Source organism: Streptomyces sp. NPDC104226 (assembly GCF_055584085.1).
In genome coordinates this window covers 84,585-108,894 of sequence record NZ_JBVJMS010000012.1, presented here as the reverse complement: position 1 = coordinate 108,894, position 24,310 = coordinate 84,585, and the positions used below count along the sequence as shown (strand labels likewise).

General features: G+C 70.9%; 21 protein-coding genes and 1 tRNA gene. 1 reads left to right on the top strand and 21 read right to left on the bottom strand.

Annotated features, from left to right (window positions below):
- Nucleotides 1-4: 4 nt before the first annotated feature.
- The 17 genes from atpB to ACZ60J_RS32520 all read right to left on the bottom strand — a co-directional run bounded on the left by atpB (nucleotide 5) and on the right by ACZ60J_RS32520 (nucleotide 19,372).
- Nucleotides 5-841, bottom strand: coding sequence for a F0F1 ATP synthase subunit A (gene atpB, locus ACZ60J_RS32600; protein WP_469687667.1), 837 nt, complete (start codon nucleotides 839-841; stop codon nucleotides 5-7).
- A gap of 211 nt (nucleotides 842-1,052) precedes the next feature.
- Entirely contained in the window at nucleotides 1,053-1,490 is a 438-nt protein-coding gene (locus tag ACZ60J_RS32595) for a hypothetical protein (protein WP_469687438.1), read from the bottom strand.
- 275 nt (nucleotides 1,491-1,765) lie between these two features.
- A complete protein-coding gene (locus ACZ60J_RS32590; RefSeq protein ID WP_469687665.1) occupies nucleotides 1,766-3,100 on the bottom strand; it encodes an MraY family glycosyltransferase in 1,335 nt (444 codons plus the stop codon).
- A gap of 104 nt (nucleotides 3,101-3,204) precedes the next feature.
- On the bottom strand, nucleotides 3,205-4,437 hold the full coding sequence (locus ACZ60J_RS32585; RefSeq protein ID WP_469687436.1) for a serine hydroxymethyltransferase: 1,233 nt from the start codon (nucleotides 4,435-4,437) through the stop codon (nucleotides 3,205-3,207).
- Nucleotides 4,438-4,534: 97 nt separating this feature from the next.
- Nucleotides 4,535-5,167: an arsenate reductase/protein-tyrosine-phosphatase family protein gene (locus ACZ60J_RS32580; RefSeq protein WP_388506936.1), complete on the bottom strand. Its 633-nt coding sequence runs from the start codon at nucleotides 5,165-5,167 to the stop codon at nucleotides 4,535-4,537.
- Nucleotides 5,164-5,811: an L-threonylcarbamoyladenylate synthase gene (locus ACZ60J_RS32575; RefSeq protein WP_469687434.1), complete on the bottom strand. Its 648-nt coding sequence runs from the start codon at nucleotides 5,809-5,811 to the stop codon at nucleotides 5,164-5,166. The genes ACZ60J_RS32580 and ACZ60J_RS32575 overlap by 4 nt, the downstream gene beginning before the upstream one ends.
- Before the next feature lie 58 nt (nucleotides 5,812-5,869).
- Entirely contained in the window at nucleotides 5,870-6,715 is an 846-nt protein-coding gene (gene prmC / locus ACZ60J_RS32570) for a peptide chain release factor N(5)-glutamine methyltransferase (protein WP_254384242.1), read from the bottom strand.
- A gap of 77 nt (nucleotides 6,716-6,792) precedes the next feature.
- Nucleotides 6,793-7,872 carry a peptide chain release factor 1 gene (gene prfA, locus ACZ60J_RS32565; RefSeq protein ID WP_469687432.1) on the bottom strand — a complete coding sequence of 360 codons (1,080 nt, stop codon included), beginning with the start codon at nucleotides 7,870-7,872 and terminating at the stop codon, nucleotides 6,793-6,795.
- Nucleotides 7,873-7,986: 114 nt separating this feature from the next.
- A complete protein-coding gene (gene rpmE, locus ACZ60J_RS32560; protein ID WP_254384240.1) occupies nucleotides 7,987-8,202 on the bottom strand; it encodes a 50S ribosomal protein L31 in 216 nt (71 codons plus the stop codon).
- 196 nt (nucleotides 8,203-8,398) lie between these two features.
- A complete protein-coding gene (locus ACZ60J_RS32555; RefSeq protein WP_469687430.1) occupies nucleotides 8,399-9,502 on the bottom strand; it encodes an LCP family protein in 1,104 nt (367 codons plus the stop codon).
- Nucleotides 9,503-9,851: 349 nt separating this feature from the next.
- Complete coding sequence (gene rho, locus ACZ60J_RS32550) at nucleotides 9,852-11,963, bottom strand: transcription termination factor Rho (RefSeq protein ID WP_469687428.1); 2,112 nt, start codon at nucleotides 11,961-11,963, stop codon at nucleotides 9,852-9,854.
- Nucleotides 11,964-12,433: 470 nt separating this feature from the next.
- A complete protein-coding gene (gene thrB / locus ACZ60J_RS32545) occupies nucleotides 12,434-13,360 on the bottom strand; it encodes a homoserine kinase (protein WP_243336217.1) in 927 nt (308 codons plus the stop codon).
- 403 nt (nucleotides 13,361-13,763) lie between these two features.
- A complete protein-coding gene (thrC, locus tag ACZ60J_RS32540; RefSeq protein WP_274549583.1) occupies nucleotides 13,764-14,834 on the bottom strand; it encodes a threonine synthase in 1,071 nt (356 codons plus the stop codon).
- Between the two features lie 6 nt (nucleotides 14,835-14,840).
- Nucleotides 14,841-16,130 (bottom strand): homoserine dehydrogenase, encoded by a 1,290-nt coding sequence (locus tag ACZ60J_RS32535; protein WP_469687663.1) that lies wholly within the window; start codon nucleotides 16,128-16,130, stop codon nucleotides 14,841-14,843.
- A gap of 161 nt (nucleotides 16,131-16,291) precedes the next feature.
- Nucleotides 16,292-17,683 (bottom strand): diaminopimelate decarboxylase, encoded by a 1,392-nt coding sequence (gene lysA, locus ACZ60J_RS32530; RefSeq protein WP_469687426.1) that lies wholly within the window; start codon nucleotides 17,681-17,683, stop codon nucleotides 16,292-16,294.
- 82 nt (nucleotides 17,684-17,765) lie between these two features.
- The gene (gene nrtL / locus ACZ60J_RS32525) at nucleotides 17,766-18,767 is read right to left on the bottom strand and encodes an ArgS-related anticodon-binding protein NrtL (RefSeq protein ID WP_469687424.1); all 1,002 of its coding nucleotides are present in this window, start codon (nucleotides 18,765-18,767) and stop codon (nucleotides 17,766-17,768) included.
- Between the two features lie 128 nt (nucleotides 18,768-18,895).
- Nucleotides 18,896-19,372, bottom strand: coding sequence for a response regulator (locus ACZ60J_RS32520; RefSeq protein ID WP_469687662.1), 477 nt, complete (start codon nucleotides 19,370-19,372; stop codon nucleotides 18,896-18,898).
- A 100-nt stretch (nucleotides 19,373-19,472) separates the two neighbouring features.
- On the opposite strand from ACZ60J_RS32520, the gene ACZ60J_RS32515 reads away from it, so the two are divergent.
- Nucleotides 19,473-19,544: transfer RNA gene (locus ACZ60J_RS32515), tRNA-Arg, on the top strand.
- A 219-nt stretch (nucleotides 19,545-19,763) separates the two neighbouring features.
- Here ACZ60J_RS32515 and ACZ60J_RS32510 read toward each other — a convergent pair.
- Genes ACZ60J_RS32510 through ACZ60J_RS32495 form a run of 4 tightly spaced genes read right to left on the bottom strand, consistent with a single transcriptional unit; the run spans nucleotide 19,764 to nucleotide 24,264 of the window.
- The gene (locus ACZ60J_RS32510) at nucleotides 19,764-21,026 is read right to left on the bottom strand and encodes an ABC transporter permease (RefSeq protein WP_469687422.1); all 1,263 of its coding nucleotides are present in this window, start codon (nucleotides 21,024-21,026) and stop codon (nucleotides 19,764-19,766) included.
- Nucleotides 21,020-21,763: an ABC transporter ATP-binding protein gene (locus ACZ60J_RS32505; RefSeq protein WP_469687420.1), complete on the bottom strand. Its 744-nt coding sequence runs from the start codon at nucleotides 21,761-21,763 to the stop codon at nucleotides 21,020-21,022. Before ACZ60J_RS32505 ends, ACZ60J_RS32510 begins: the two co-directional genes overlap by 7 nt.
- Nucleotides 21,760-23,349 carry a hypothetical protein gene (locus ACZ60J_RS32500; protein ID WP_469687418.1) on the bottom strand — a complete coding sequence of 530 codons (1,590 nt, stop codon included), beginning with the start codon at nucleotides 23,347-23,349 and terminating at the stop codon, nucleotides 21,760-21,762. Before ACZ60J_RS32500 ends, ACZ60J_RS32505 begins: the two co-directional genes overlap by 4 nt.
- Nucleotides 23,350-24,264, bottom strand: coding sequence for a hypothetical protein (locus tag ACZ60J_RS32495; protein WP_469687416.1), 915 nt, complete (start codon nucleotides 24,262-24,264; stop codon nucleotides 23,350-23,352).
- Nucleotides 24,265-24,310: the final 46 nt, after the last annotated feature.

Genomic DNA, 24,310 nt, shown 5'->3' with positions numbered 1-24,310 from the left:
TGGCTCAGTGGTGCTCGGCGAGCGCGCCCTGCAGGAAGCTGCAGGCCAGGAGGACGAAGACGTACGCCTGGACAGCCTGGATGAACAGCTCGAACGCGGTCATCACGATGACCATGATGAACGAGACGCCCGCGTAGGCGATGCCGATCCCGTTCAGCAGGTACCAGCTGGCGATGGTGAACAGCAGCAGCAGGGTGTGACCGGCGAACATGTTCGCGAACAGTCGGACCGCGTGCGTGAACGGGCGGACCAGGACGTTCGAGAAGAACTCGATGACCATGACCAGCGGGAGGACCGGGCCGAGCGACTTGTCGTAGCCGGTCAGGTTCTTGAAGCCGCCGACGAAGCCGTGACGCTTGAAGGTCACGCTCATCCAGATCACGTACACGATGGCGGCGAGCGCGACCGGGTACGAGAAGATCGCCGTCACCGGGAACTGGGCGACCGGAATGATCGACCAGAGGTTCAGGATCCAGACGAAGAAGAACAGCGAGACCATGAAGGGGACGTACTTCTCGCCCTCCTTCTTGCCGAGCGTCTCGTAGACGATGCCGCGGCGCACGAAGTCGTAGCCGGCCTCGGCGACCATCTGCAGCTTGCCCGGGACGACCTTCGGCTTGCGGAAGGCGGCCCAGAAGAAGGCGACGATGACGACCGTGCCGAGGAGGGCCAGCAGCATCGTCTTGTTGAAGTACGAGTTGGTGTCACCGTCCCCGAAGATCGGCTGGAACAGGAACGAGTGCAGGCCGGGAGCCGGGAAACCACAACCGTCGAAGATGTGGCAATCGGTCTCGAAGGCGAGCACCGTCGTCGGGTCAGCACTCACCGCGGGCTCCTTCAGCGTGGCGCATAGGTACGGCAACCTCGTTGTGTCGGCGCGGCGGACAGCCGCTGTTCGGCACTGGACTGGTGTAACGGATGTGGGGGCGGCGGTCAGGCATCGAGCCTCGCGATGGAACAGGCGTCAGCGTCAGATGCCCGCGCCAGCATTGCCACAGTTGAAACCGGACGATAGCAGCATCCCGAACGCGTACTTATTCCGCCCCTACCCCTCACGGCTTCTGGCCCGAATTTCCGGGCTTTTCGGCCTTCGTCGAGTCAGGTTCGACGTAGAGGATCTTGGCCTTCATGTGAGCACGCGCCTGTGCACCGATCCACACCAGGGTGGTGGCGACGAGGGTGATCGCGAAGGCCTTGGGGTTGAACAGCGTCGTGTTCTTGAACACGGCGAGAAAGACGAAGAGCAGCAGGATCTGGGCCGTGTAGAGCATCAGCCCCATGGCCTGGAACAGGTGCGGCAGTGATTTCGCCGTGCGCTGCAGTACGAGGAATCCGATGCCCATGAACAGCATCACCACCACCGTCGCGACGACGGCGCCCACGGCACCCTTGCCACCGGCGACGATCCCACTGATGACGGCGGCGAGAGCGCCGGCGACAGCAGTGGGTACGGCGGATTGCAGCAGGGTTCGGACGTCATCTGACCGCATGGCGGTTTGCTCCGCGTGGTGGTGGGGGCACAGGGACTCGTACAGGACGAGCGTAAGCCCGGTCCGAGAGGGGACCTCGGGCCAATGGACCGTCGCACTACGGTCCTTCGGCTCTGTCGCCGGGTTTAGTGAACGGTATCACAAAGTATTTGATGAGAGCTTTACTCGGAGGGTGTGCCGACTGTCACACATGAGAGTGACCCTGCGCGTGTGTGCGCGACAGCGAAGTGGCTTGTCTGGTAAAGGGCGTTCATGTCGGACATGCACGCCGGGCGTCAGTGTGACGATCCGGCCTTACGCCGGTCGGGGAAGCGCGAACGGGGGCCGATGGCGGTCGCTCCGTTGACGCCGGCCACACCCGCCGCGATCGGCCGGGCCGGCTCCGGCTCCGCCGCGGAATCGTCCTGGAGGGCCGCCTCGGCGGCCCGCTCCGCGTGCCGGTAGCGCGGCGGGACCAGGCGCTCGGCCCAGCGCGGGGCACGCGGGGTGAAGCGGGGCAGCAGGAGCAGGAGCAGGCCCACGGCGCTGAGTCCGGAGATCACCAGCACGATCCACATCGAGGCGGAATGCACCGAATACGCGACGGTGCCGAAGGCGATCAATCCTGACCAGAAATACATGATGAGCACGGCCCGGCTGTGCGAATGACCGAGTTCGAGCAGACGGTGGTGGAGGTGCCCGCGGTCTGCCGCGAAGGGCGACTGGCCCTTCCAGGTGCGCCGCACGATGGCCAGGATCAGGTCCGTCATCGGGATCGCGATGATCGTGAGCGGCAGGATCAGCGGGATGAAGACCGGCAGCATCGCGTGGGTCGCGTTGCGCTCACCACCCACGAAGAGCGCCATCGCGTCCGGGTCCACCTGCCCGGTGACGGAGATGGCGGCGGCGGCCAGCACCAGGCCGATGAGCATCGAGCCGGAGTCGCCCATGAAGATGCGGGCGGGATGCATGTTGTGCGGCAGGAAGCCGAGGCACATGCCCATCAGGATGGCGGCGAAGAGGGTCGCGGGCGCGGCCGCCTCGATCCCGTAGCCGAACCAGATCCGGTAGGCGTAGAGGAAGAACGCACAGGTCGCGATGCAGACCATGCCGGCGGCCAGGCCGTCGAGGCCGTCCACGAAGTTCACCGCGTTGATGGTGATCACGACGAGGGCCACGGTGAGCAGGTTGCCCTGCCAGGGGGTGAGCGAGACCGAGCCGACTCCGGGGACCGGGATCCACAGGATGGTCAGGCCCTGCATGCACATCACGCCGGCGGAGATCATCTGGGCGCCGAGCTTGATCAGGGCGTCGAGCTCGAACTTGTCGTCGAGCACGCCGACCAGCCAGATCAGGGCCGCCCCGGAGAGCAGGGCCCGCGGCTCGTTCGACAGCTCGAAGACCCCGTTGAGGTTCTTCAGGTGGTCCGCGACGAGCAGTCCGGCGCACAGTCCGCCGAACATCGCGATGCCGCCGAGCCGCGGAGTGGGCTCCCGGTGCACGTCGCGCGCACGGATCTCGGGCATCGCGCCCACGGCGATCGCGAACTTCCGCACGGGCCCGGTGAGTAGATAAGTCACCGCGACCGTGACGCAAAGCGTCAGCAGATATTCACGCACGGGCTGCCCCAGATGTATCGCCGGCCATCTCAGCCCCACACACTAGCTGCGATGTACTCACTGTCGGAGACGCGCAGGGGCGGTATCCCGGTTGCGGTACGTCGCTGTTGCCCCGCTTAAACCCCATACGGCGGAAAACTGACCACCAGCTCGTTGACGTCACTACGGATCTTCGTGGGCTCTCCACCGGTCAGCGCGGCCGTGAACAGCTCGGCGATCCGGCCCATCTCGGCCTCCCCCATGCCCTGCGTGGTCACCGCCGCGGTGCCGAGGCGGATCCCGCGCCGGTCGCCGTACGGGAGGGCGCAGGTGTCCAGCACGATGCCGGCGGCGGCCAGCCTGCCCCGGGCACCCGCGCCGTCGACGCCCAGCAGTGCGGGGTCGGCGGTGATCAGGTGGGTGTCGGTCCCCCCGGTCGTGATCGCGAACCCGCGGGCGGCGAGCGCGTCGGCCAGGGCGCGGCCGTTGGCGACCACCCGGTGCGCGTACGAGGTGAAGGCGGGCCCGGCGGCCTCGCCGAAGGCCACGGCCTTGGCGGCGATGCTGTGCATCTGCGGGCCGCCCTGGGTGAAGGGGAACACCGCCCGGTCGATCCGGTCGGCGAACTCGGCCCCGCACAGGATCATGCCGCCGCGCGGACCCCGGAGCACCTTGTGCGTGGTGGCCACGACGACGTCGGCATAGGGCACGGGGCTGGGCGCGGCCCCGCCGGCCACGAGTCCGATGGGGTGGGCGGCGTCGGCGATCAGGAAGGCCCCGACCTCGTCGGCGATCTCCCGGAACACGGAGTACTCGGGGTGCCGCGGATAGGAGATGGAACCGCACACGATGGCCTTGGGCCGGTGCTCGTGCGCGAGCCGCTGCACCTGGGCGTAGTCGATGAGCCCGGTCTCGGAGTCCACTCCGTATCCGACGAAGTCGAACCAGCGCCCGGAGAAGTTGGCTGGCGACCCGTGGGTGAGGTGGCCCCCGGAGGTGAGGGCCATGGCCAGCACGGTGTCGCCGGGCCGCAGCAGGGCGGCGTAGGCGGCGAGCACGGCGGCGGATCCGGAGTGCGGCTGCACGTTCGCGTGCTCGGCGCCGAAGAGGGCGCGGGCCCGTTCGACGGCGATCTGCTCGGCGAGGTCGGCGTACTCGCAGCCGCCGTGGTGGCGGGCGCCGGGATACCCCTCGGCGTACTTGCCGGCGAGCGGCGATCCCAGTGCGGTGAGCACGGCGGCCGAGGTGAAGTTCTCGGCGGCGATCAGCTGCAGCCCGGTCGCCTGTCGCTGCCGTTCCCCGTCGAGGACGTCGGCCATCTGCGGGTCCTGCTGCCGCAGCAGGTCCAGGGGCTGGGTGATGACGCTCATGGCGCGACTCCAGGGGGGTACCGCATACCGGGTACCAGCCACTGTAGGCCGCCGCCGCGGATCCCGCCCTGCGGCGCGGGACCGGCCCGCCCGCGCGTCAGCGGGAAGCCGTGACGCCCGTCAGGGCGGTGACCACGGGGTCCAGCGCCTGGTTGATCTCGTCGCCGATCGACCGGAAGAAGGTGATCGGCGCCCCGTACGGGTCGTACACCTCGTCCGCGTCCGGGGACGGTGCGAGGAGCCACCCGCGGAGCGCGGCGGCGGCCCGGACCAGTGCCCGGGCCCGCTCCACCATCCCGTCCTCCAGCGGCGGCAGGGTCGCGGGGTCTATCGCCCGCACCAGCCGGGTGAACTCCTTCAGGGTGAAGGTGCGCAGCCCCGCCGAGTGCCCCATCGAGATCACCTGGGCACGGTGGTCGCGGGTGGCGGTCAGGACCAGGTCCGCGCGTATGACGTGCTCGTCGAGGAGTTCCCGGCCGGTGAATCCGGAGGCGTCCGCCCCGAAGTCGGCCAGCACCGCGGCCGCGTTGGCCTCCATGGGTGCGCCCTCGTGGCCCCAGGTGCCCGCGCTCTCCACGATCAGGTCGCCGGTGACGGGGCCGCCGAGCCGGTGGGACAGCGCGTGCCGCGTCAGCCGCTCGGTGATGGGCGAGCGGCACACGTTGCCGGTGCTGACGTGGAGTATGCGGAAGGTGCTGTCCCCGGCTATGCCACGCCCCTGAGGGCTCACGGAGCCACCTCGAGGTCGGGCACGACCTCACGCAGCTGCTCGGCGGTCAGTGCGCCCGCGCGCAGCAGGACGGGAACCTTCCCGGTGACGTCGACGATCGACGAGGGCAGGGTGTTCGGGGTCGGCCCGCCGTCCAGGTACACGGACACGGAGTCGCCGAGCATCTCGCGCGCCGCGTCGCAGTCCTCGGGTGCCGGGTGGCCGGTCAGGTTCGCCGAGGACACCGCCATCGGGCCGACCTCGGTCAGCAGCTCGATCGCGACGGGGTGCAGGGGCATGCGTACGGCCACGGTGCCGCCGGTCTCGCCCAGGTCCCAGGCCAGCGAGGGCTGGTGCTTGGCCACGAGCGTCAGACCGCCCGGCCAGAAGGCGTCGACGAGCTCCCAGGCCTGCTCGGAGAAGTCGGTGACCAGGCCGTGCAGGGTGTTCGGGGAGCCGATGAGCACGGGGGTGGGCATGCTGCGGCCGCGGCCCTTGGCGGCGAGCAGGTCGCCGACGGCCTCAGCGCTGAAGGCGTCCGCGCCGATCCCGTAGAGGGTGTCGGTGGGCAGCACGACGAGCTCGCCGCGGCGTACGGCGGAGGCCGCTTCGCGCAGGCCCGTCTTGCGGTCCGTCGCGTCGTTGCAGTCGTATCGCCGGGCCATCAGCGGGCCTCCTCGTGCGGCAGGGGGGTGGCGGGAATGCGCGCGGTGACTGCGCCGCTCACGGCAGGGCCTTGCGGGCGGTCGCGAAGCGCGGTCGGTTGTTCAGGTCGGGGTGGTCGGCGGCGTCGGCCCAGCCCCGCTCCTCGGCGAAGATCCACGGGACCTGTCCGCCCTGGGTGTCGGCGTGCTCGATGACGACGATGCCGCCGGGGCGCAGCAGCCGGTGGGCGGTGCGCTCGATGCCGCGGATGGTGTCCAGGCCGTCCTCGCCGGAGAACAGCGCCATCTCGGGGTCGTGGTCGCGGGCCTCGGGCGCCACGTACTCCCACTCGGTGAGCGGGATGTACGGCGGGTTGGAGATGACCAGGTCGACCTGTCCGTCCAGCTCGGGCAGGGCGCTGAGGGCGTCGCCCTGGTGGACGGTGACCCGGGAGCCCTCGGCGTTCTTGCGGGTCCACCGCAGGGCGTCCTCGGACAGCTCGACGGCGTGGACGCGCGAGCGCGGGACCTCCTGCGCCATGGCGAGCGCGATAGCGCCGGAGCCGGTGCAGAGGTCCACGATCAGCGGTTCGACGACGTCCATCGCCCGGACGGCCTGTATGGCCCAGTCCACGACCGACTCGGTCTCGGGCCGGGGTACGAAGACCCCGGGCCCGACCTGGAGCTCCAGGTAGCGGAAGAAGGCGCGGCCGGTGATGTGCTGGAGCGGCTCGCGCGCCTCGCGGCGGGCGACGGCCTCCCAGTAGCGGGCGTCGAAGTCCGCGTCCTTGACGTGGTGGAGTTCCCCCCGCTTGACGCCGTGCACGAAGGCGGCGAGCTCTTCCGCGTCGAAACGCGGTGAGGGCACGCCGGCGGCGGCCAGCCGCTGGGTGGCCTGGGCCACCTCGGCAAGCAGCAAGTTCACGCTGGTCCTCCGGGCTGCTGTCGTACGGGGGGTGGTGCTGGGTGCTGCGGGGTGGTGCGGGGGTCCTGCGAGGGGACTCAGTGCGCGGACGCGAGCTTGGCGGCGGAGTCCGTGTCGACGCAGGCCTGGATGACCGGGTCGAGGTCTCCGTCGAGCACCTGGTCCAAGTTGTACGCCTTGAAGCCCGTCCGGTGGTCCGAGATCCGGTTCTCCGGGTAGTTGTACGTACGGATCTTCTCGGAGCGGTCCACGGAGCGCACCTGGCTGCGGCGCACGTCGGAGGCCTCCTGCTCGGCGGCTTCCTGGGCGGCGGCCAGCAGGCGCGAGCGCAGGATGCGCATCGCCTGCTCCTTGTTCTGGAGCTGGCTCTTCTCGTTCTGGCAGGAGGCGACCACACCGGTCGGGATGTGCGTGATGCGCACGGCCGAGTCGGTGGTGTTGACGGACTGGCCGCCGGGGCCCGAGGAGCGGTACACGTCGATGCGGAGGTCGTTCATGTTGATCTCGACCTCCACCTCCTCGGCTTCCGGGGTGACGAGCACGCCGGCGGCGGAGGTGTGGATGCGGCCCTGGGACTCGGTGGCCGGCACGCGCTGCACGCGGTGCACGCCGCCCTCGTACTTCAGGCGGGCCCAGACGCCCTGGCCGGGCTCGGTGGCGCCGTTGCCGCCCTTGGTGCGGACGGAGACCTGGACGTCCTTGTAGCCGCCGAGCTCGGACTCGGTGGCGTCGATGATCTCGGTCTTCCAGCCCACGCGCTCGGCGTAGCGCAGGTACATGCGCAGCAGGTCGCCGGCGAACAGGGCCGACTCGTCGCCGCCCGCACCCGCCTTGACCTCCAGGAGCACGTCCTTGTCGTCGCTGGGGTCGCGCGGAACGAGCAGCAGGCGGAGCTTCTCGGTGAGCTCTTCGCGCTGTGCGGTCAGTTCCTTGACCTCGGCCGCGAAGTCCGGGTCGTCGGCCGCGAACTCCTTCGCCGTCTCGATGTCCTCGGCGGACTGCTTCCAGGCACGGAAGGTCGCGACGATCGGGGTCAGCTCCGCGTAGCGCTTGTTCAGCTTGCGCGCGTTGGCCTGATCCGAGTGGACCGAAGGGTCGGCGAGCTTCGTCTCAAGATCGGCGTGCTCGCCGATCAGTTCCTCGACCGCCTCGAACATCGGGGGCTCCTGAAGATGGTGAATGTGGAGAAAGGGGCTGCGGGACGAGAAAGGCGCCGGTCCGGCTGCCCCCGTGCGAACGGGGTGCAGCCGGGATCCGGCGCCTGAGGCTCGCTACTTCTGTGCAGCCTTGCCGAAGCGGGCCTCGAAGCGGGCCACGCGGCCACCGGTGTCGAGGATCTTCTGCTTGCCCGTGTAGAACGGGTGGCACTCGGAGCAGACCTCGGCACGGATGGTGCCCTCGGTCAGGGTGCTACGGGTGGTGAACGACGCGCCACAGGTGCAGCTGACCTGGGTCTCGACGTACTGGGGGTGAACATCGCGCTTCAAGGTGTCTCCTAGATTCGGGAGGGCGCCGGGTCGCAGGAGCCGAATTGCGCGCTGCGTGAACCGGGGCCGACAGACCAGTCTGCCAGGACCGGGCTGCCTGTCAAAATTCTGAGGACGCCTCCCTCAACGGAGGGGGGGCCACATCTATTCCGCCGCCCGCCGGAACCCGTCCGGCCAGGTGGTTCGTGCCACCGGACTACCGGACCACCGTACCGGCGGCGCCCTTGTCGCCGGCCGAGTTCGCGGTGGCCTCGGCGGGGACCTGGCGGTCGGCCAGCAGGGCGTCCCAGACCATCTGGGACTCCTTGGTGAGTGGGACGACCCGGTTGGGGTCACGGGTGTCGCCGGTCACGGGCAGGGTGATCATCTGCATGTTCTCGGGGCTGATGCCCTCCAGGCCCTGGGCGAAGCCCATGAGGGACTTCACGTCGCCGAGCGCCTTGTCCGTGGTGATGGCCTTGGTGGCGGTGTCGGCCACGTCGAGCAGCTTCTTCGGGTTCTCGAAGACGCCGATGCTCTTGACCTGCTTGATCAGCGCCTTGATGAAGGCCTGCTGGAGCTGTATTCGGCCCAGGTCTCCGCCGTCGCCGACGCCGTGGCGGGTACGGACGAGGCCGAGGGCCTGCTCGCCGTTCAGCCTGTTCGTCCCGGCGGGCAGGTCGAGGTGGCTGTAGTCGTCCTTGATCGGCTTGGTGGTCGTCACCTCGACGCCGCCGAGCTTGTCGATGATCTCCTTGAAGCCCGTGAAGTCGACTTCGAGGTAGTGGTCCATGCGGATCCCGGACATCTTCTCGACGGTCGCGACGGCGCAGGCGGCCCCGCCGACGGTGAACGACTCGTTGAACATCTTGCGGGGGCCGCCCAGGTCGGTCCTGCCGTTGGAGAGCTTGCAGGAGGGCCTGGTCACGAGGGTGTCGCGGGGTATCGACACGACGGTGGCCTTGGTGTGGCCCTCGTTGAGGTGGACGACCATCGCCGTGTCGGAGCGTGCGGAGCCGCCGTCGTCCTGCCCGTACTCCCCGTTCGCGCCGCTGCGGGAGTCGGAGCCGAGGACGAGGATGTCCATCGAGCCGTTGTCGACGTTCTGCGGGCGGTCCGTGCCGAGCGCCGCGTCGATGTCGACGGTCTTGAGGTTGCCGTTGAACTTGACGTAGAAGTAGCCGAGCCCCGCCCCGCCGAGGACGACCACGCCGGCGGCGGTCCACGCGGCGATGACGACGGCCCTGCGGCGCGCGGCCGGCTTCCGTCGGCGCCGGCCCGCGGCGGCCCTGTGGCCGTGGCCCCTGTTGTCCTGGCTCATGCTCTGCTCTGCCCGTCTGTGTGCGGCCCGGATTCCCCGTTCCCCCTGTCGGAGACGGCCTGACGGCTTCAAGGGTTCCACGGCCGCCTGTGCGTCCCGTGTGCATCCGGTGTGCGGCCCGGCCCGCTGGGCGCCTGCTACGGGCCCCTGCGGACACCCCGTGACCCGGTGCCTACCTGCGGTTTCCCCCGTAGGCGCGGGGTGAGTGCCGCGGGCCGGGCGGTGTACGGAGTGTGGCAAAGGTCGCACCCCGGCACGAAGGGCCGTAGGGCGCACTACGACGCGACCGCCCCCGTCGCAGGTGCGGCGGGGGCGGTCGCGGTCACGCAGGTGGTGCTGCGGCGGGACGTCAGTCGTCGTTCTTGCCCGACGGGGTCGTCTTCGCGATCTGCATGAGGAACTCGGCGTTCGACTTCGTCTGCTTCATCTTGTCGAGGAGCAGCTCGATGGCCTGCTGCGAGTCGAGTGCGTGCAGCACCCGGCGGAGCTTCCAGACGATGGCGAGCTCCTCGCTGTTGAGGAGGATCTCCTCCTTGCGGGTGCCCGAGGGGTCCACGTCCACGGCCGGGAAGATGCGCTTGTCGGCGAGCTTCCGGTCGAGCTTGAGCTCCATGTTGCCGGTGCCCTTGAACTCCTCGAAGATCACCTCGTCCATGCGCGAGCCGGTGTCGACCAGCGCGGTGGCCAGGATGGTCAGCGAGCCGCCGTCCTCGATGTTGCGCGCGGCACCGAAGAAGCGCTTCGGCGGGTACAGCGCGGTCGAGTCGACACCACCGGACAGGATGCGGCCGGAGGCGGGGGCGGCGAGGTTGTACGCGCGTCCCAGACGGGTGATGGAGTCCAGCAGGACGACCACGTCGTGGCCGAGCTCGACGAGACGCTTGGCGCGCTCGATGGCCAGCTCGGCGACGGTGGTGTGGTCCTCGGCCGGGCGGTCGAAGGTCGAGGAGATGACCTCGCCCTTCACCGACCGCTGCATGTCGGTGACCTCTTCCGGACGCTCGTCGACCAGGACGACCATCAGGTGGCACTCGGGGTTGTTGACCGTGATCGCGTTGGCGATCGCCTGCATGATCATGGTCTTACCGGTCTTCGGCGGGGCCACGATCAGACCGCGCTGGCCCTTGCCGATCGGCGACACGAGGTCGATGATGCGGGTGGTCAGCACGCCCGGGTCGGTCTCCAGGCGGAGCCGGTCCTGCGGGTACAGCGGGGTCAGCTTCTGGAACTCCGGTCGGCCGCGGCCGGATTCGGGCGCCATGCCGTTGACGGAGTCCAGGCGCACGAGCGCGTTGAACTTCTCGCGGCGCTCGCCGTCCTTGGGCTGCCGGACGGCGCCGGTGGTGTGGTCGCCCTTGCGCAGACCGGCCTTGCGGACCTGGGCGAGGGAGACGTACACGTCGTTCGGGCCGGGCAGGTAGCCCGAGGTCCGGATGAACGCGTAGTTGTCGAGGATGTCGAGGATGCCCGCGACGGGGATCAGGACGTCGTCGTCGGCGACGGGCGTCTCCGCCGGCGCGAACTCGTCGCGTCCGCGACGGCCACGGCGGTCGCGGTAGCGGCCGCGGCGGCCGCGACGGCCGTCCTCGTCGAAGTCGTCCTGCGGGCCGTTGTCCTGACGGTCCCGGTCCTGACGGCCACCCTGCTGGCCCTGACCCTGGCCGCGGCCGCCCTGCTGGCGGTCCTGACGGTCGGTCCGGTCCTGGCGGCCGCCCTGCTGGCCCTGGCCCTGGTTCTGGCCCTGACCACCCTGGCCCTGACCCTGGCCGCCCTGGCCCTGGTCGTCGGCCTTGGCGCCGCGCTCACGGCGCTCGCGGCGGCCGTCGGCGCGGTCGTTGCCCCGCTCGCGGCGGTCGCGACGGCCGCGGCCCTCGCCTTCCTGACCCTGTGCGGCCTGGCCGGCAGGGGCGGTGACGGCCTCGGCCTTCGCCTCGGCCTGGGCGGCCGGAGCGGCGGTCTCGGTCTTCTCCACCTGCACGGCGGCAGCGGGGGCCGAACCCTCGGGGCTGCCGGAGGGGGCGGTGGCACGCCGACGGCGGCGCTCGCCGACCGGGGCGTCCTCGCTGGCCGGCTGGCCCGGGATGTCGATCTGGGCCTGCGTGGCGGTCTTCTCGGCGGGCGCCTCGGCGGCGACCTCGCCCGTACGGGCCTTGCTGGTGGCGCGGCGCTTCGGCTTGGTCTCGCCGCTGTCGGCGGGCGCGGCGGACGGCGCGGAGGCCGCGGCCTTGGGGGCGCTGCTTCCCGCCTGCGCCTCCTTGATGACCTCGATCAGCTGGCCCTTGCGCATCCGCGCGGTGCCCCTGATGCCGAGGCCCGACGCGACCTGCTGGAGCTCGGCCAGGACCATGCCGTCAAGGCCGGTGCCGGAGCGGCGGCGCTTGGTCGGCGCGGCGCCCTCGGCGGGGGCACTGGTGTCGACGTTGGTGTCGGCAGCGCCCATCAGATCGGTGGTGTCGCTCACGAAGGGTCCTTCCCTGGAGCGGACGTCGGCCTGTCTGGCTCGGCGACCGGTTGTGCTGTCCGACAGAAAGCCACGACTCGATGAGCCGCGAACTACTGCCGGGGCGGTGGTCCGCCGATAGGGATACGGCGGGGAGAAACGTGCATGTGCGTGGGTGGTTCCGGCGAGAAGCCCCCGAGCTGAAAGCGTGGGAATGTCACGCCGATTCCGGAGCGTGCTCGAAACTGCTGGCAGCGATCAAAGCAGTCGGGGAGGCTCCCGGAAGAAAGGTGGTCCCTGATAGGGACACTGAGCACCAAGCCATGGCGGCTTCGGATGCGCACTTGAGACTAACACTACCGGATCCAACAGACATTCCCCCTCTCCATCACCGGCTGTCGAGCCCATCCGCGCGGGTTTCGCGCGGGCTCCGCGCGGGCGGCCTGCCCCGGCCGCCCGCCCCTGGCCGGCTGTCCCCTCTACTGCGCGGATCAGCCGCCCTGGGTTCCCAGCGGAAGTACGCTCGCGCCCGCTGCGTCGAGTGCGAGCCGATTGGCCGCCCACCCCTCGCCCGCGAGCCGTGCGACCTTGTCGGCCGCACCGTTGTCGACCAGCGCGAGGACCGTGGGGCCCGCGCCGGAGATCACCGCGGGGATGCCGTCCGCCCGCAGTCGGGCCACGAGCGCCACGCTCTCGGGCATCGCCGGGGACCGGTACTCCTGGTGGAGACGGTCCTCGGTGGCCGGCAGCAGGAACTCGGGACGCCTGGTCAGGGCCTCTACGAGCAGACCCGCGCGGCCTGCGTTGACGGCCGCGTCCACGTGCGGGACGGTGCGCGGCAGCAGGCCGCGCGCGGTCTCCGTCAGGACCGGCTTGGAGGGGACGAAGACCACCGGAACGATGGAATCGGCGGGCTCCATGCGGATCGCCTTGGCGCTGCCGCCGTCCATCCACGCGAGGGTGAAACCGCCGAGCAGACAGGCGGCGACGTTGTCGGGGTGGCCCTCGATCTCGGTGGCGAGCTCCAGCAGCGCCGTGTCGTCGAGCTTGGCCTCTCCGCCTATGGTCACGGCGCGGGCGGCCACGATGCCCGCGCAGATGGCGGCGGAGGAGGAGCCGAGACCGCGGCCGTGCGGGATGCGGTTGGCGCAGACGACTTCGAGGCCGCGCGGCTGGCCGCCCAGCAGGTCGAACGCGGTGCGCATGGAACGCACGAGGAGGTGGCTCTCGTCCCGGGGAAGGGTGTCGGCACCTTCGCCCGCGATGTCGATGTTCAGGCCGGAATCGGCCACGCGTACGACGACGTCGTCGTAGAGCCCCAAGGCCAGCCCGAAGGCGTCGAAGCCCGGGCCGAGGTTGGCACTGCTGGCGGGAACGCGCACCCGTACGGCGGCGGCGCGGAAGGCGGGACCGGCCATCTTCCGATGACACTCCTTGTGACTGTGCGAGACGGGATCTTCGCTGGCTCGCTGTGAATGTACTGGAGAACGTACGACACCCGAAGGCCCTGTGGGCAGCACCGCGGTCATATGCGCGGCGGCGGATGTAAGTACAGCCTATCGAAGGAAGGTTCTTCTCCGACATAGGGCGCACGGCAGGCGCACGATGCGTGTCGCCCGCTCCCCCCGGTCCGGCCGGATTTCCGCCGCGATATCTGGCGGGTTTCCGTCGGTTTTTGTGCTGTACGGGCCGAGTTGCCGGATTCCTCAGCCTTCGAAGGACTTCCGGAATCCGGCAACTCGGTTCCTGCGGTACTGCTGGTTGCGGCGGCCTGTGGCCCGTGTCCTTGCCGGACGGCCGGCCCGCTGCTCCCCGGTCGGGTCAGACGAGACCGAGGCGGACGGCTGCGGCCTCGGCGTCGACCGGGATGGTGATCGGCTGCGGAGCGCCGGCGACCGCCCAGTCGGGGTCCTTCAGGCCGTTGCCGGTGACGGTGCACACGATCTTCTGGCCGGGGTCGACCAGGCCGAGGTCGACGGCCTTGAGCAGACCGGCCACGGACGCGGCCGAGGCGGGCTCGACGAAGACGCCCTCCTGAGCGGCCAACAGGCGGTAGGCGGACAGGATCTGGCGGTCCGTCACCTCGTCGATGAAGCCGCCCGACTCGTCCCGGGCCTGCAGGGCGTAGTCCCACGAGGCCGGGTTGCCGATGCGGATCGCGGTGGCGATGGTGTGCGGCTCCTTGACGACCTCTCCGCGCACGATCGGCGCGGAACCGGAGGCCTGGAAACCCCACACGCGGGGCGTACGGGAGGCCAGGCCATCGGCCTTGTACTCCTTGAAGCCCTTCCAGTACGCGGTGATGTTGCCGGCGTTGCCGACGGGCAGCACGTGGATGTCGGGGGCGTCACCGAGCGCGTCCACGATCTCGAAGGCCGCCGTCTTCTGGCCCTCGATGCGTACCGGGTTGACCGAATTGACCAGCGCCACCGGGTAGTTGTCGGACAGCGCGCGGGCCAGGTCCAGGCAGTCGTCGAAGTTGCCGTCGACCTGGAGGATCTTGGCGCCGTGGATCAGGGCCTGGCCCATCTTGCCGAGCGCGATCTTGCCGCGGGGCACGAGGACGGCGGAGACCATGCCGGCGCGCACCGCGTAGGCGGCGGCGGAGGCCGAGGTGTTGCCCGTGGAGGCGCAGATGACGGCCTTGGCGCCGTCCTCCTTGGCCTTGGTGATCGCCATGGTCATGCCGCGGTCCTTGAAGGACCCGGTGGGGTTGGCCCCCTCGACCTTGAGGTGTACCTCGCAGCCGGTGCGCTCGGAGAGCACCTGGGCGGGCACGAGGGGAGTACCGCCCTCGCGGAGCGTCACCACCGGGGTCGTCGCCGTGACCGGCAGACGGTCCCGGTACTCCTCGATGATGCCGCGCCACTGGTGGGTGCGATTGCTGCTCATGGGTCCTTACTCCCCTTCAACACGCATGATGCTGGCGACACCGCGGACGGTGTCCAGCTTCCGCAGCGCCTCGACGGTCCCGGAGAGGGCGGCGTCGGGCGCACGGTGAGTGACGACGACGAGGGAGGCCTCGCCGTCCTTTCCCTGCTGACGGACGGTGTCGATCGAGACACCGTGCTCCGCGAAGCAGGTCGCCACCTGGGCGAGGACGCCCGGCTTGTCCGCCACATCGAGGCTGATGTGGTAGCGGGTGACGACATCCCCCATGGGGCTGACCGGCAGCTGGGTGTACGCCGACTCGCCCGGCCCCTTTGCCTCGGCGAGCTTGTTGCGGCAGACGGCGACGAGGTCGCCGAGGACCGCGGACGCGGTCGGCGCGCCGCCCGCGCCGGGCCCGTAGAACATGAGCCGCCCGGCGGCCTCCGCCTCGACGAAGACGGCGTTGTACGCCTCGCGGACGGAGGCGAGCGGGTGGGTCAGCGGGATCATCGCCGGGTGGACGCGGGCGGTGACGGACTCGCCGTCGGCGGCGCGCTCCAGGATGGCGAGGAGCTTGATGGTGCAGCCCATGCGCTTGGCGGACGCGAAGTCGGCGGCGCTGACCTCGGTCATGCCCTCGCGGTAGACGTCGTCGAGGCGGACCCGGGTGTGGAAGGCGATGCCGGCCAGGATCGCGGCCTTGGCGGCGGCGTCGTAACCCTCCACGTCGGCGGTGGGGTCGGCCTCGGCGTACCCGAGGGCGGTGGCCTCGTCGAGGGCCTCCTGGTACCCGGCACCGGTGGAGTCCATCTTGTCGAGGATGAAGTTCGTCGTGCCGTTGACGATGCCCATCACCCGGTTGATCTTGTCGCCGGCGAGGGACTCGCGCATGGGACGGACCAGCGGGATGGCGCCGGCGACGGCGGCCTCGTAGTACAGGTCCAGCCCGGCCGCCTCGGCCGCGGCGTGCAGCGCGGCGCCGTCCTGGGCGAGCAGCGCCTTGTTCGCCGAGACGACGGAGATGCCGTGCTCGAAGGCGGTGGTGATCAGGGTGCGGGCAGGCTCGATGCCGCCGATGACCTCGATCGCGACGTCGATGTCACCGCGTTTGAGCAGCGCGGTCGCATCGGTGGTGACCAGGGCCGGGTCGATGCCCTCGCGCACCTTGGAGGGACGGCGCACGGCGACGCCCGCGAGCTCGACGGGCGCGCCGATCCTGGCCGTCAGGTCGTCGGCGTGCGTCGTCATGATGCGGGCAACTTCCGAGCCGACCACTCCACAGCCCAGCAGCGCCACCTTCAGCGGACGCGTACGCATCATTCGACCTACGCCTTTCGATCTTCACATCAGTACCTGTTGCGCGGTTTGCACCCCAGGTGTGAACCAGTCTCACTCAATGGACAACAGTTTCCACCCTCGGTCCATTGAGTGAGACACCTATTCCGAGGTCTGGGGGGTGTCCCCCAGAAGAATGCGCATCAGCCGACGTCGAGACGCAGGAGATCTTCCTCCGTCTCCCGGCGGACGATGACACGCGCCTCTCCGTCGCGCACGGCGACGACCGGCGGGCGGAGCACGTGGTTGTAGTTGCTCGCCATCGACCGGCAGTACGCGCCGGTGGCCGGGACCGCGAGGAGGTCCCCGGGGGCGATGTCGGCGGGCAGGAACGCGTCCTTGACCACGATGTCGCCGCTCTCGCAGTGCTTGCCCACGACGCGCACGAGCATGGGCTCGGCGTCGGAGGTCCGGGAGACGAGGCTGACCGAGTACTCGGCGTCGTAGAGGGCCGTCCGGATGTTGTCGGACATCCCGCCGTCGACGGAGACGTACGTCCGCAGGCCCTCCAGCGGCTTGACCGTGCCCACCTCGTACAGGGTGAAGGCGGTCGGGCCCACGATCGCCCGTCCGGGTTCCACGGAGATCCGCGGGGCGCGCAGGCCGGCCGCCTCGCACTCGCGGGCGACGATCTCGTGCAGGGCCTTGGCGATCTCGTGCGGCTCGCGCGGGTCGTCGGCGGAGGTGTAGGCGATGCCCAGTCCGCCGCCGAGGTCGATCTCCGGCAGCTCCACCCCGTGCTCGTCGCGCACGGCCGCGAGGAGCCGTACGACGCGCTTGGCGGAGACCTCGAAGCCGGCCATGTCGAAGATCTGCGAGCCGATGTGGGAGTGGACGCCGAGCAGCTCCAGGCTGTCGTGCCCCAGCGCACGCCGTACGGCCTCGGCGGCCGACCCGTCGGCGACGGCGATCCCGAACTTCTGGTCCTCGTGCGCGGTGGCGATGAACTCGTGGGTGTGCGCCTCCACGCCCACGGTGACGCGGATCTGCACGGGTTGGCGCACGCCGAGCTCACGGGCGATGTGCGCGACGCGGGCGATCTCCTGGAAGGAGTCGAGCACGATGCGGCCGACGCCGGCCTCGATGGCGCGGGTGATCTCGCTCGTCGACTTGTTGTTGCCGTGGAAGGCGATCCGGGCGGCCGGCATCTCGGCGGCGAGCGCGGTGGCGAGCTCCCCGCCGGAGCACACGTCGAGGTTGAGCCCCTCCTCCTTGAGCCACTTCACGACGGCCTTGGAGAGGAAGGCCTTGCCGGCGTAGAAGACGTCGGCGTCGGGCCCGAAGGCGTGCGCCCAGGCGCGGCAGCGCGCCCGGAAGTCCTCCTCGTCGAGGAAGTAGGCGGGCGTCCCGAACTCCTCGGCGAGACGGGTCACTTCGATCCCGCCGACGGTGGCGACGCCCTCGGCGTTCCGGCCGACCGTACGGGCCCAGACCTTCTCGTCGAGCACGTTGAGGTCGGCGGGCGGCGGGGTGTAGTGGCCCTCGGGCAGGACGTCGGCGTGGCGGGGCCCGGCGGGGTGTGCGGAACGGCTCATCTCGGCATTCTCTCTTCGCAAATCATCCGGATCGCGGGCGAATCACATCGGATCACATCCGATCACACGTGGTTCGCGGGCTTCACAGGTACTGGTCGTCGGACGTGTCCATACCGAGCAGGGCCAGGCCGCCGGCCAGCACCGTCCCGGCGGCTTCGGCAAGGGCCAGCCGGGCGCGGTGGGCGGCCGAGGGTTTCTCGTCCCCCTTGGGCAGGACGTGGTAGTGGAAGTCGAGCAGGGCGTCGGCCAGCACGACGAGCTGCCGTACGAGCCGCTCGGGCGCACGGTGGTGCGCGGCGGCTTCGAGCACGAGGGGGTGGTCGCGGAGCGCGCCGAGCAGCGCGCCGGCTCCGTCCCCCTCCCCCGTCTCCCCGGGCTCGCTCCGGAACCCCAACTGCCCGGCGTTGCGGGTCAGGGCCCGCGCGCGGTCGTGGGCGTACCGCACCCGGAAGAACTCGCTCGACTCGTCCTGGACGAGGAGCCACCCGGGGAACACCGGGGTCTCGTGCCCGGGAACGCCGAGCATCGCCCAGGCGGCGGCGTCGGCCCCGAACCGGGCGCGGACGTCCCCGTCCCTCTTGGCCACGGGGGCGACGCGGGCGACGGCTCCTTCTCCTGCCGCTCCTCCCGCCACCCCCTGGCTGCTCAGGATCCGCCGCACGGCGGCGTGCACGACGCGCTCGCGCAGGGCCCCGAGGGGCGCGTCGGCCGCGGGCGCTTCCTGCGCTCCGGTCGGGGCGAAACCGTACGACGCCCCGCGGGCGCGAATGCCCCGTACGAGCTCACCGACCGGACTCTCGGCGAGTACGAAGTTCAGGAACCCGGCGCCGGTGATCTCCACGCGCTCGATGCCGGCCAGCCCGGCCAGCCGCGGGGCCAGCACCTCGGCCACACCACGGGGCGCGACTCCGGCACCCTTCGCCACCCCGAACGCGACGGGCGAGGCGTAGTCCCCCACTCCCCCGGGCCGGGTCCGCTCGACGACGACCCGCTCGGGCACGACCACACCGCCGGGCAGCTCCCCGTCCTCGACGGCGCGGCGCAGGGCGCACACGACGGAGCGGGAGAGGTCGACGGGGGTCACGTGACCAGCCTAGGGGAGAAGCCCCGAGGTCACGCGAAGGGTTTCGCCATGTGAACACCGGCAGCCCACGGGGCCTCTTCGAGGACGCCCGGAGGACCTCCGGGGGACCCCCTCGGGACCCCTGAGGGTCATCCCCTCCCTCTCCCCGCGGGGGCGCCCTTCCGCTCTCTCCGGTCACGCCGGTCGATCAGCCGACGCACGACCCGCACCAGCTCCGCGGGCTCGAAGGGCTTGGCGAGGAAGGCGTCCACGCCGGCGGCGATCCCGGCCTCGACCTCGCTCTGCGTACAGGCACTCACGATCGCGACGGGCAGATGCCGCGTCCTCGGATCGGCCCGCAACTGCGCGGCGGCCCCGAACCCGTCCAGGCGGGGCATGACCACATCAAGGGTGATCACATCGGGCAGCACGTGATGGACGACGTCCAGGCATTCGGCACCATCGTTCGCGGTCACGACCTCGAAGCCCTCCAGCTCGAGATTGACCCTGATCAGCTGCCGGATGACCTTGTTGTCGTCGACAACAAGCACCCGGCCCGAGGCGCCCGACACCACTCGAGAGTAGGTCGACCCCGGGCCCCGCGTCCGGGTTTTCGCCACTTCCACCCCCTCCGGGCGACGCACGCCCCACTCCCCCGGAATCCGTTCCTGATCACCGTCCGGAAGCTGGTAGTGTTCAACCCGTCGCCGCAACACCAGCGACAGCGCCCCCGTAGCTCAGGGGATAGAGCAACGGCCTCCGGAGCCGTGTGCGCAGGTTCGAATCCTGCCGGGGGCACTTCGTGAGAAGTGTCCGAAGACCCCGCCATCAGCGGTAACGCTGAGACGGGGTCTTCGCGTATGCGCAGCCATGGGCGTCTCCGACGTCTGCCGCGCGCCTGCTGGCCGCCCGAGGTGAGGTGGCGGCCGGCAGGCGGGCGCTCGCGGGAGCGCCGCGCACTTGATCTCCGTGGGCGGCGTGAGCCTGGTCCGGCGGATCCGGCCGGATGGCGGTGGGTCAGCCGCGGAGGGCTTCGGCTGGTTGGACGGAGGAGGCTCGGCGGGCGGGGTAGAGGCCGGCCACGACGCCGGTCGCCAGGCCGATGAGCGGGGCCGTGGCCAGGGTCAGCGGGTGCATGACCGGGGTCCAGTCCCTGATCAGCGCGATCGTGAGGATGGCCAGTGTGCCGAGGGACGTGCCGACGAGTCCGCCGAACGCGCCCAGTGTGCCCGACTCGGCGAGGAACTGGGCGGTGACGTGGCGCCGTTGGGCGCCGAGGGCGCGGCGCAGGCCGATCTCCCCGGTGCGTTCCAGGACCGCCACGAGGGTGGTGTTGGCGATGCCGACCGCTCCGATGACCAGGCACACTCCGGCGAGCAGCAGGAAGAGCTGTTCGAGGTCGGAGGTCACCGAGGTGCGCAGGCTCTTCGGGTCCGGCGGCGGAACCGCCTTGAGGTACTCCGGGTGGTCGGGGCGCAGTGCCACGGGGGCTTCCGCCGCCACCTGACCGGCGGCGCCCAGGTCGGTGGCGACGAGCATCCTCGCCCCCTCGGCGGGCCGCCCCCACAGCTCGACCGCGGTGGTCTGCGGTACGAGGACCGAGAGCAGGACGTCCGGCTGGCGCTGGACGTCCTCGACGATGCCGAGGACCGTGAACGGCTGTCCCCCGATGAAGATCGCCGGTTCGGTCTCCAGGGTGGTGATCCCCAGACGGGCGGCGATGCCCGAACTGATCACGGTGACGCGCTGGCGCGCACCGGCGTGGAAGTCGTCGTAGAGCCTGCCCTGGGCGAGCCGGGGCTCTGCCGCGCGCAGGGCGCCGGGGGCGGCGGCGACCACGCTGAGGGCTTCTCCTGCGGCGGCGCCCACCGGGGCGGCCGTGACGGCGAGTTCGGCGGCGCTGCGCCGGGGCCTGACCGTCCACAGCACGCCTGCGTGCCGCACCCCGTTGAGCCGCTCGACGCGGTCCGTGGCGTCGTCCGGGAAGGCCGCGCCGGCGAACTTGTCCTGTTCGTGGGCGATGTCCTCGACCGTCACCTCGGTCGCGGAGAGCACGTTGAAGCGGTCGTCGATCTGCGAGGAGGCGGTGGCGGTCAGGCCGAGCACCGCGACGAAGGCGCCGACGCCCAGGACGGTGCCGAGCATGGTGAGCGCGGAGCGGGCGGGGCGCTGCAGCATCCCGGCCACGGCCTCGGCCAGCAGGTCCCGTGGCGCGAACCGGGAACGTCCGATCCCGGGCTGCGGCAAGGCGTCCGGTGTCCTTCCGGTCCGGCTCAGCATGCGGCCACCTGCTCGCTCTCGCTCATTGCGCCGTCCCGGATGGTGATGGTCCGCCGGCCACGGGCGGCCACGGCCAGGTCGTGGGTGATGAGGACGACCGTGATGCCCTCGGCGTTGAGGGTCTCCAGGAGCTGGAGCACCGCCTCGGCGTTGCCGGAGTCGAGGTTTCCCGTCGGCTCGTCGCACAGGAGCAACGAGGGCCGGGCGGCCAGGGCCCGTGCGATGGCCACGCGCTGGCGTTCGCCGCCGGACATCCGGGTGGGCAGTGCGTCCGTCCGGTGGCCGAGGCGGACCCGGGCCAGGGCTTCGCGGGCCCTCTCGGGACGCTCGCGGCGCGGGACATCGCCGTAGACCATGGCGAGTTCGACGTTCTCGCGGGCGCTGCGGTGCGGCAGCAGGTGGAACGCCTGGAAGACGAAGCCGATGCGGCGGCCGCGCAGGGTGGTGCGCTGGGTGTCCTCGAGCCGGCCGGTGTCGATGCCGTCGAGCAGGAAGCTGCCGGTGGTGGGGGTGTCGAGCAGTCCGGCGATGTTCAGGAAGGTGGACTTGCCCGATCCGGAGGGGCCGACGACGGTGATGAACTCGCCCTTGCGGACCACGAGGTCGCCGGGGCGGAACGCCTCCACGGGCGGCGGCCCCGGATAGGTGAGGCCGACCTGCCGGAACTCGATGACGGGCGGGGCGGGCGCGGCCGGGGACGTGGGCGCGGCAGGGGCCGACGCCGGGGGCGCGGTCATCCGGTGGCTCCCGGCGCGGCGCCGTCGGCCCGGGCCCCGGTCACCACGCGGGCGCCTTCGCGCAGGGCCCCGTCGTCCACGGGGGTGACCTCGACATGGCCGTCGCCGGTGGTGCCGGGCTTCACCCGGACCCGGCGCTGCTTGCCGTCGTCCTCGAGGACGGTCACCACGGTGGCGCCGTCGGCGCCGGCCGACACCGCCGAGACGGGGACGACGAGGACCTTGCCGCCGGTCGTGGCGGCCAGGACGGTCAGGCGGATGTTCTGCCCGGTCCACTGGGCCTCCAGCGGCCGGCCGGGTGTCACCACCATCAGGTAGCCGTCCGCGTCGGCCTGCCCGCCGGCCTGCCCGGCGGCCGGCTGCCCGTCCTGGGCGCCGGCATCGGTACGCGGCGTCGTGCGCGCGGTCGCGACGGACCGTACGGAGGCGTCGGCGGTGGCCCCGTCGGCCTCCGAGAGGAGCTCCGCCTTCTGGTCCGCCCTGATCAGGCCCTTCTGGTGGTCGGGCACGTAGGCGTGCACCACCAGCGGACCTGCGGCAACGGTCATCACGGCTCCCTGCGCCTTCCCGCCGAGCCGGGCGGGAAGGTCCTGCACCCGCGCGGGGAAGCTCTCCAGGAACGTCACCTCGCCGGACGGGACCATGGGGCCGGAGGCCGCCTTCGCGGCGACGAGAGCCTCGCGCGCCGTGGTCAGGTCCTCCCGGGCGCGGCCGACCGACTTGCGCAGGGGCGCCAGATCGCGCGTACCGCCATCGGCCTTCCCGGACGCTCCGGTGTTCGAGCCCGTACCGGAGCCGGAGCCTGAGGAGGAGCCCGAGCCGGAGGTGGAGGCGGACTCTGCGGACTTCAGCGCGTCCTTGGCGTCGTCCAGGGCCCGTTCGGAGGAGGTCACCTGTGCCTCGGCCGCGGTGACGGCGGCCGAGCCCTCGGCGCCGCCTACCGGGACGGGTTCGTACCCGGCCGCCTCGTACAGCCTGGTGACCGCCGCCTTGGTGCCCTCGCCGAACCGCCCCCGGTTGTCGGGGGCGGTGGAGTGGCCGAGCCCCTGGAGCGCGTCCTGGAGCTGGCCCACGTCACTGCCCTGGGCGCCGGGCTTGAGGTCGCGGTAGAGCGGGACGGCGCCCTGGAGCGCGATCACGGGGCGGCCGGAGATCTCGACGAGCAACCGGCCCGCGCGTACCTCGTCCCCTGCCTTCAGCGGCAGCTTGGAGACCGTGGGGCTGCCTCCGTCGGCCGAGCCCCCGCCGGGGGTGATCTCCGTACTCTGCCCGGCGACCACGGTGCCGCGGAGGACCAGCGAGGAGGTCAGCGCCCGGTACTCGACCGGAGCGGTGATCACGGACGGCGCGGGAGGCCGGGAGTCGGCCGCGGCCTGGGCGGGCGACTTGACCAGCAGGGAGGCTCCGAAGCCCGCACCGGTGAGTGCGACCGCGCCCACCGCGATCAGGGCGAGCGAGCGGCGCCTGATCCGTACGCCGTCACCGCCGTCGGCCGCGGTGCCCGTGCTGCCTGAGCTTCCCGTGTTGCCGTGGGCCGCCCCGACCGCGTCGGCCCCGTCCACGAAGGGCTGTTCGTCGATCTGCATTCAGTTCGCCAATGCCTCGTTCGCCGACTTGATGACCGCGCCCTGGTCCCTCTTGATTTCGGCGAAACCGGCGGCGTTCTGCTCGATGTAGTCGTTCTGGATCTTCGTTTCGGCGCGGGCCAGGACGGTGGCGAGTTTCGTTTCCTGCTTGCACCTCACATCGGCCTTGGCCACGACCTTCTCCTCCGGTGATGCGGAGTCCCCCTGGGCCGCGTACTTCTCGACGGGCTGGAGGAAGGCGGTGTGCTGATAGCCGGACTTCTTCATGCAGGCCACCCATTCGTCCTGCGCCTTCTTGAACTCCGGTGTCGCCTGGGCCTTCCCGAAGGAGGAGTAGTCGATGCTGAGCAGTCCGATCTTGCCCTTCGCGGGGTCCTGCACCTTGTCGAGCCCGAGCTTGCGGCCCGCCTCTCCGATGCAGCCGCCCTGGGGGATGTCCTTGCCCGCGTAACTACCGCCCGCGCCGTCCTTGCCGGCCTTGGCGCCCTTGGCGCCGTAGACCATGTAGGCCTCGGGCGGGAACTTGGCCCCGCTGGACACCGCGCCTTCGCCGTGCTCCCTGTCACCCGGCGACGGGATCACGTGATAGCCGTACTCGGCGGCGGTCTTCTCGCCGACCACGCCGTACCGACGGCTCACGACCTTGGCCGGCTCGGCCCTTCTGACGGGCCAGTCGAAACCGAACCGCTTCATGCAGTCGGAAGCCAGGGTGGAGTGAGCGGTGTCGACCTGCGCCTGCTGCTCGGGAGTGAAGAGGTAGGCGGAGACCGGGAGGACGATGTCGGCCTCCGTGACGACATCCCGGACAGCGGAACCGCCACCGTCGGCGCGGGCGGCTTCCTGACCGCCCTCCGAACAGCCGGTGAGCAGCAGCGTGCCGACCCCGGCGGCGATGACGAGACGCGTGTAACGCAAGGGAACCCCTGGATAGAGTGGATGTGCGCGGTGGGGCGGAATTGGC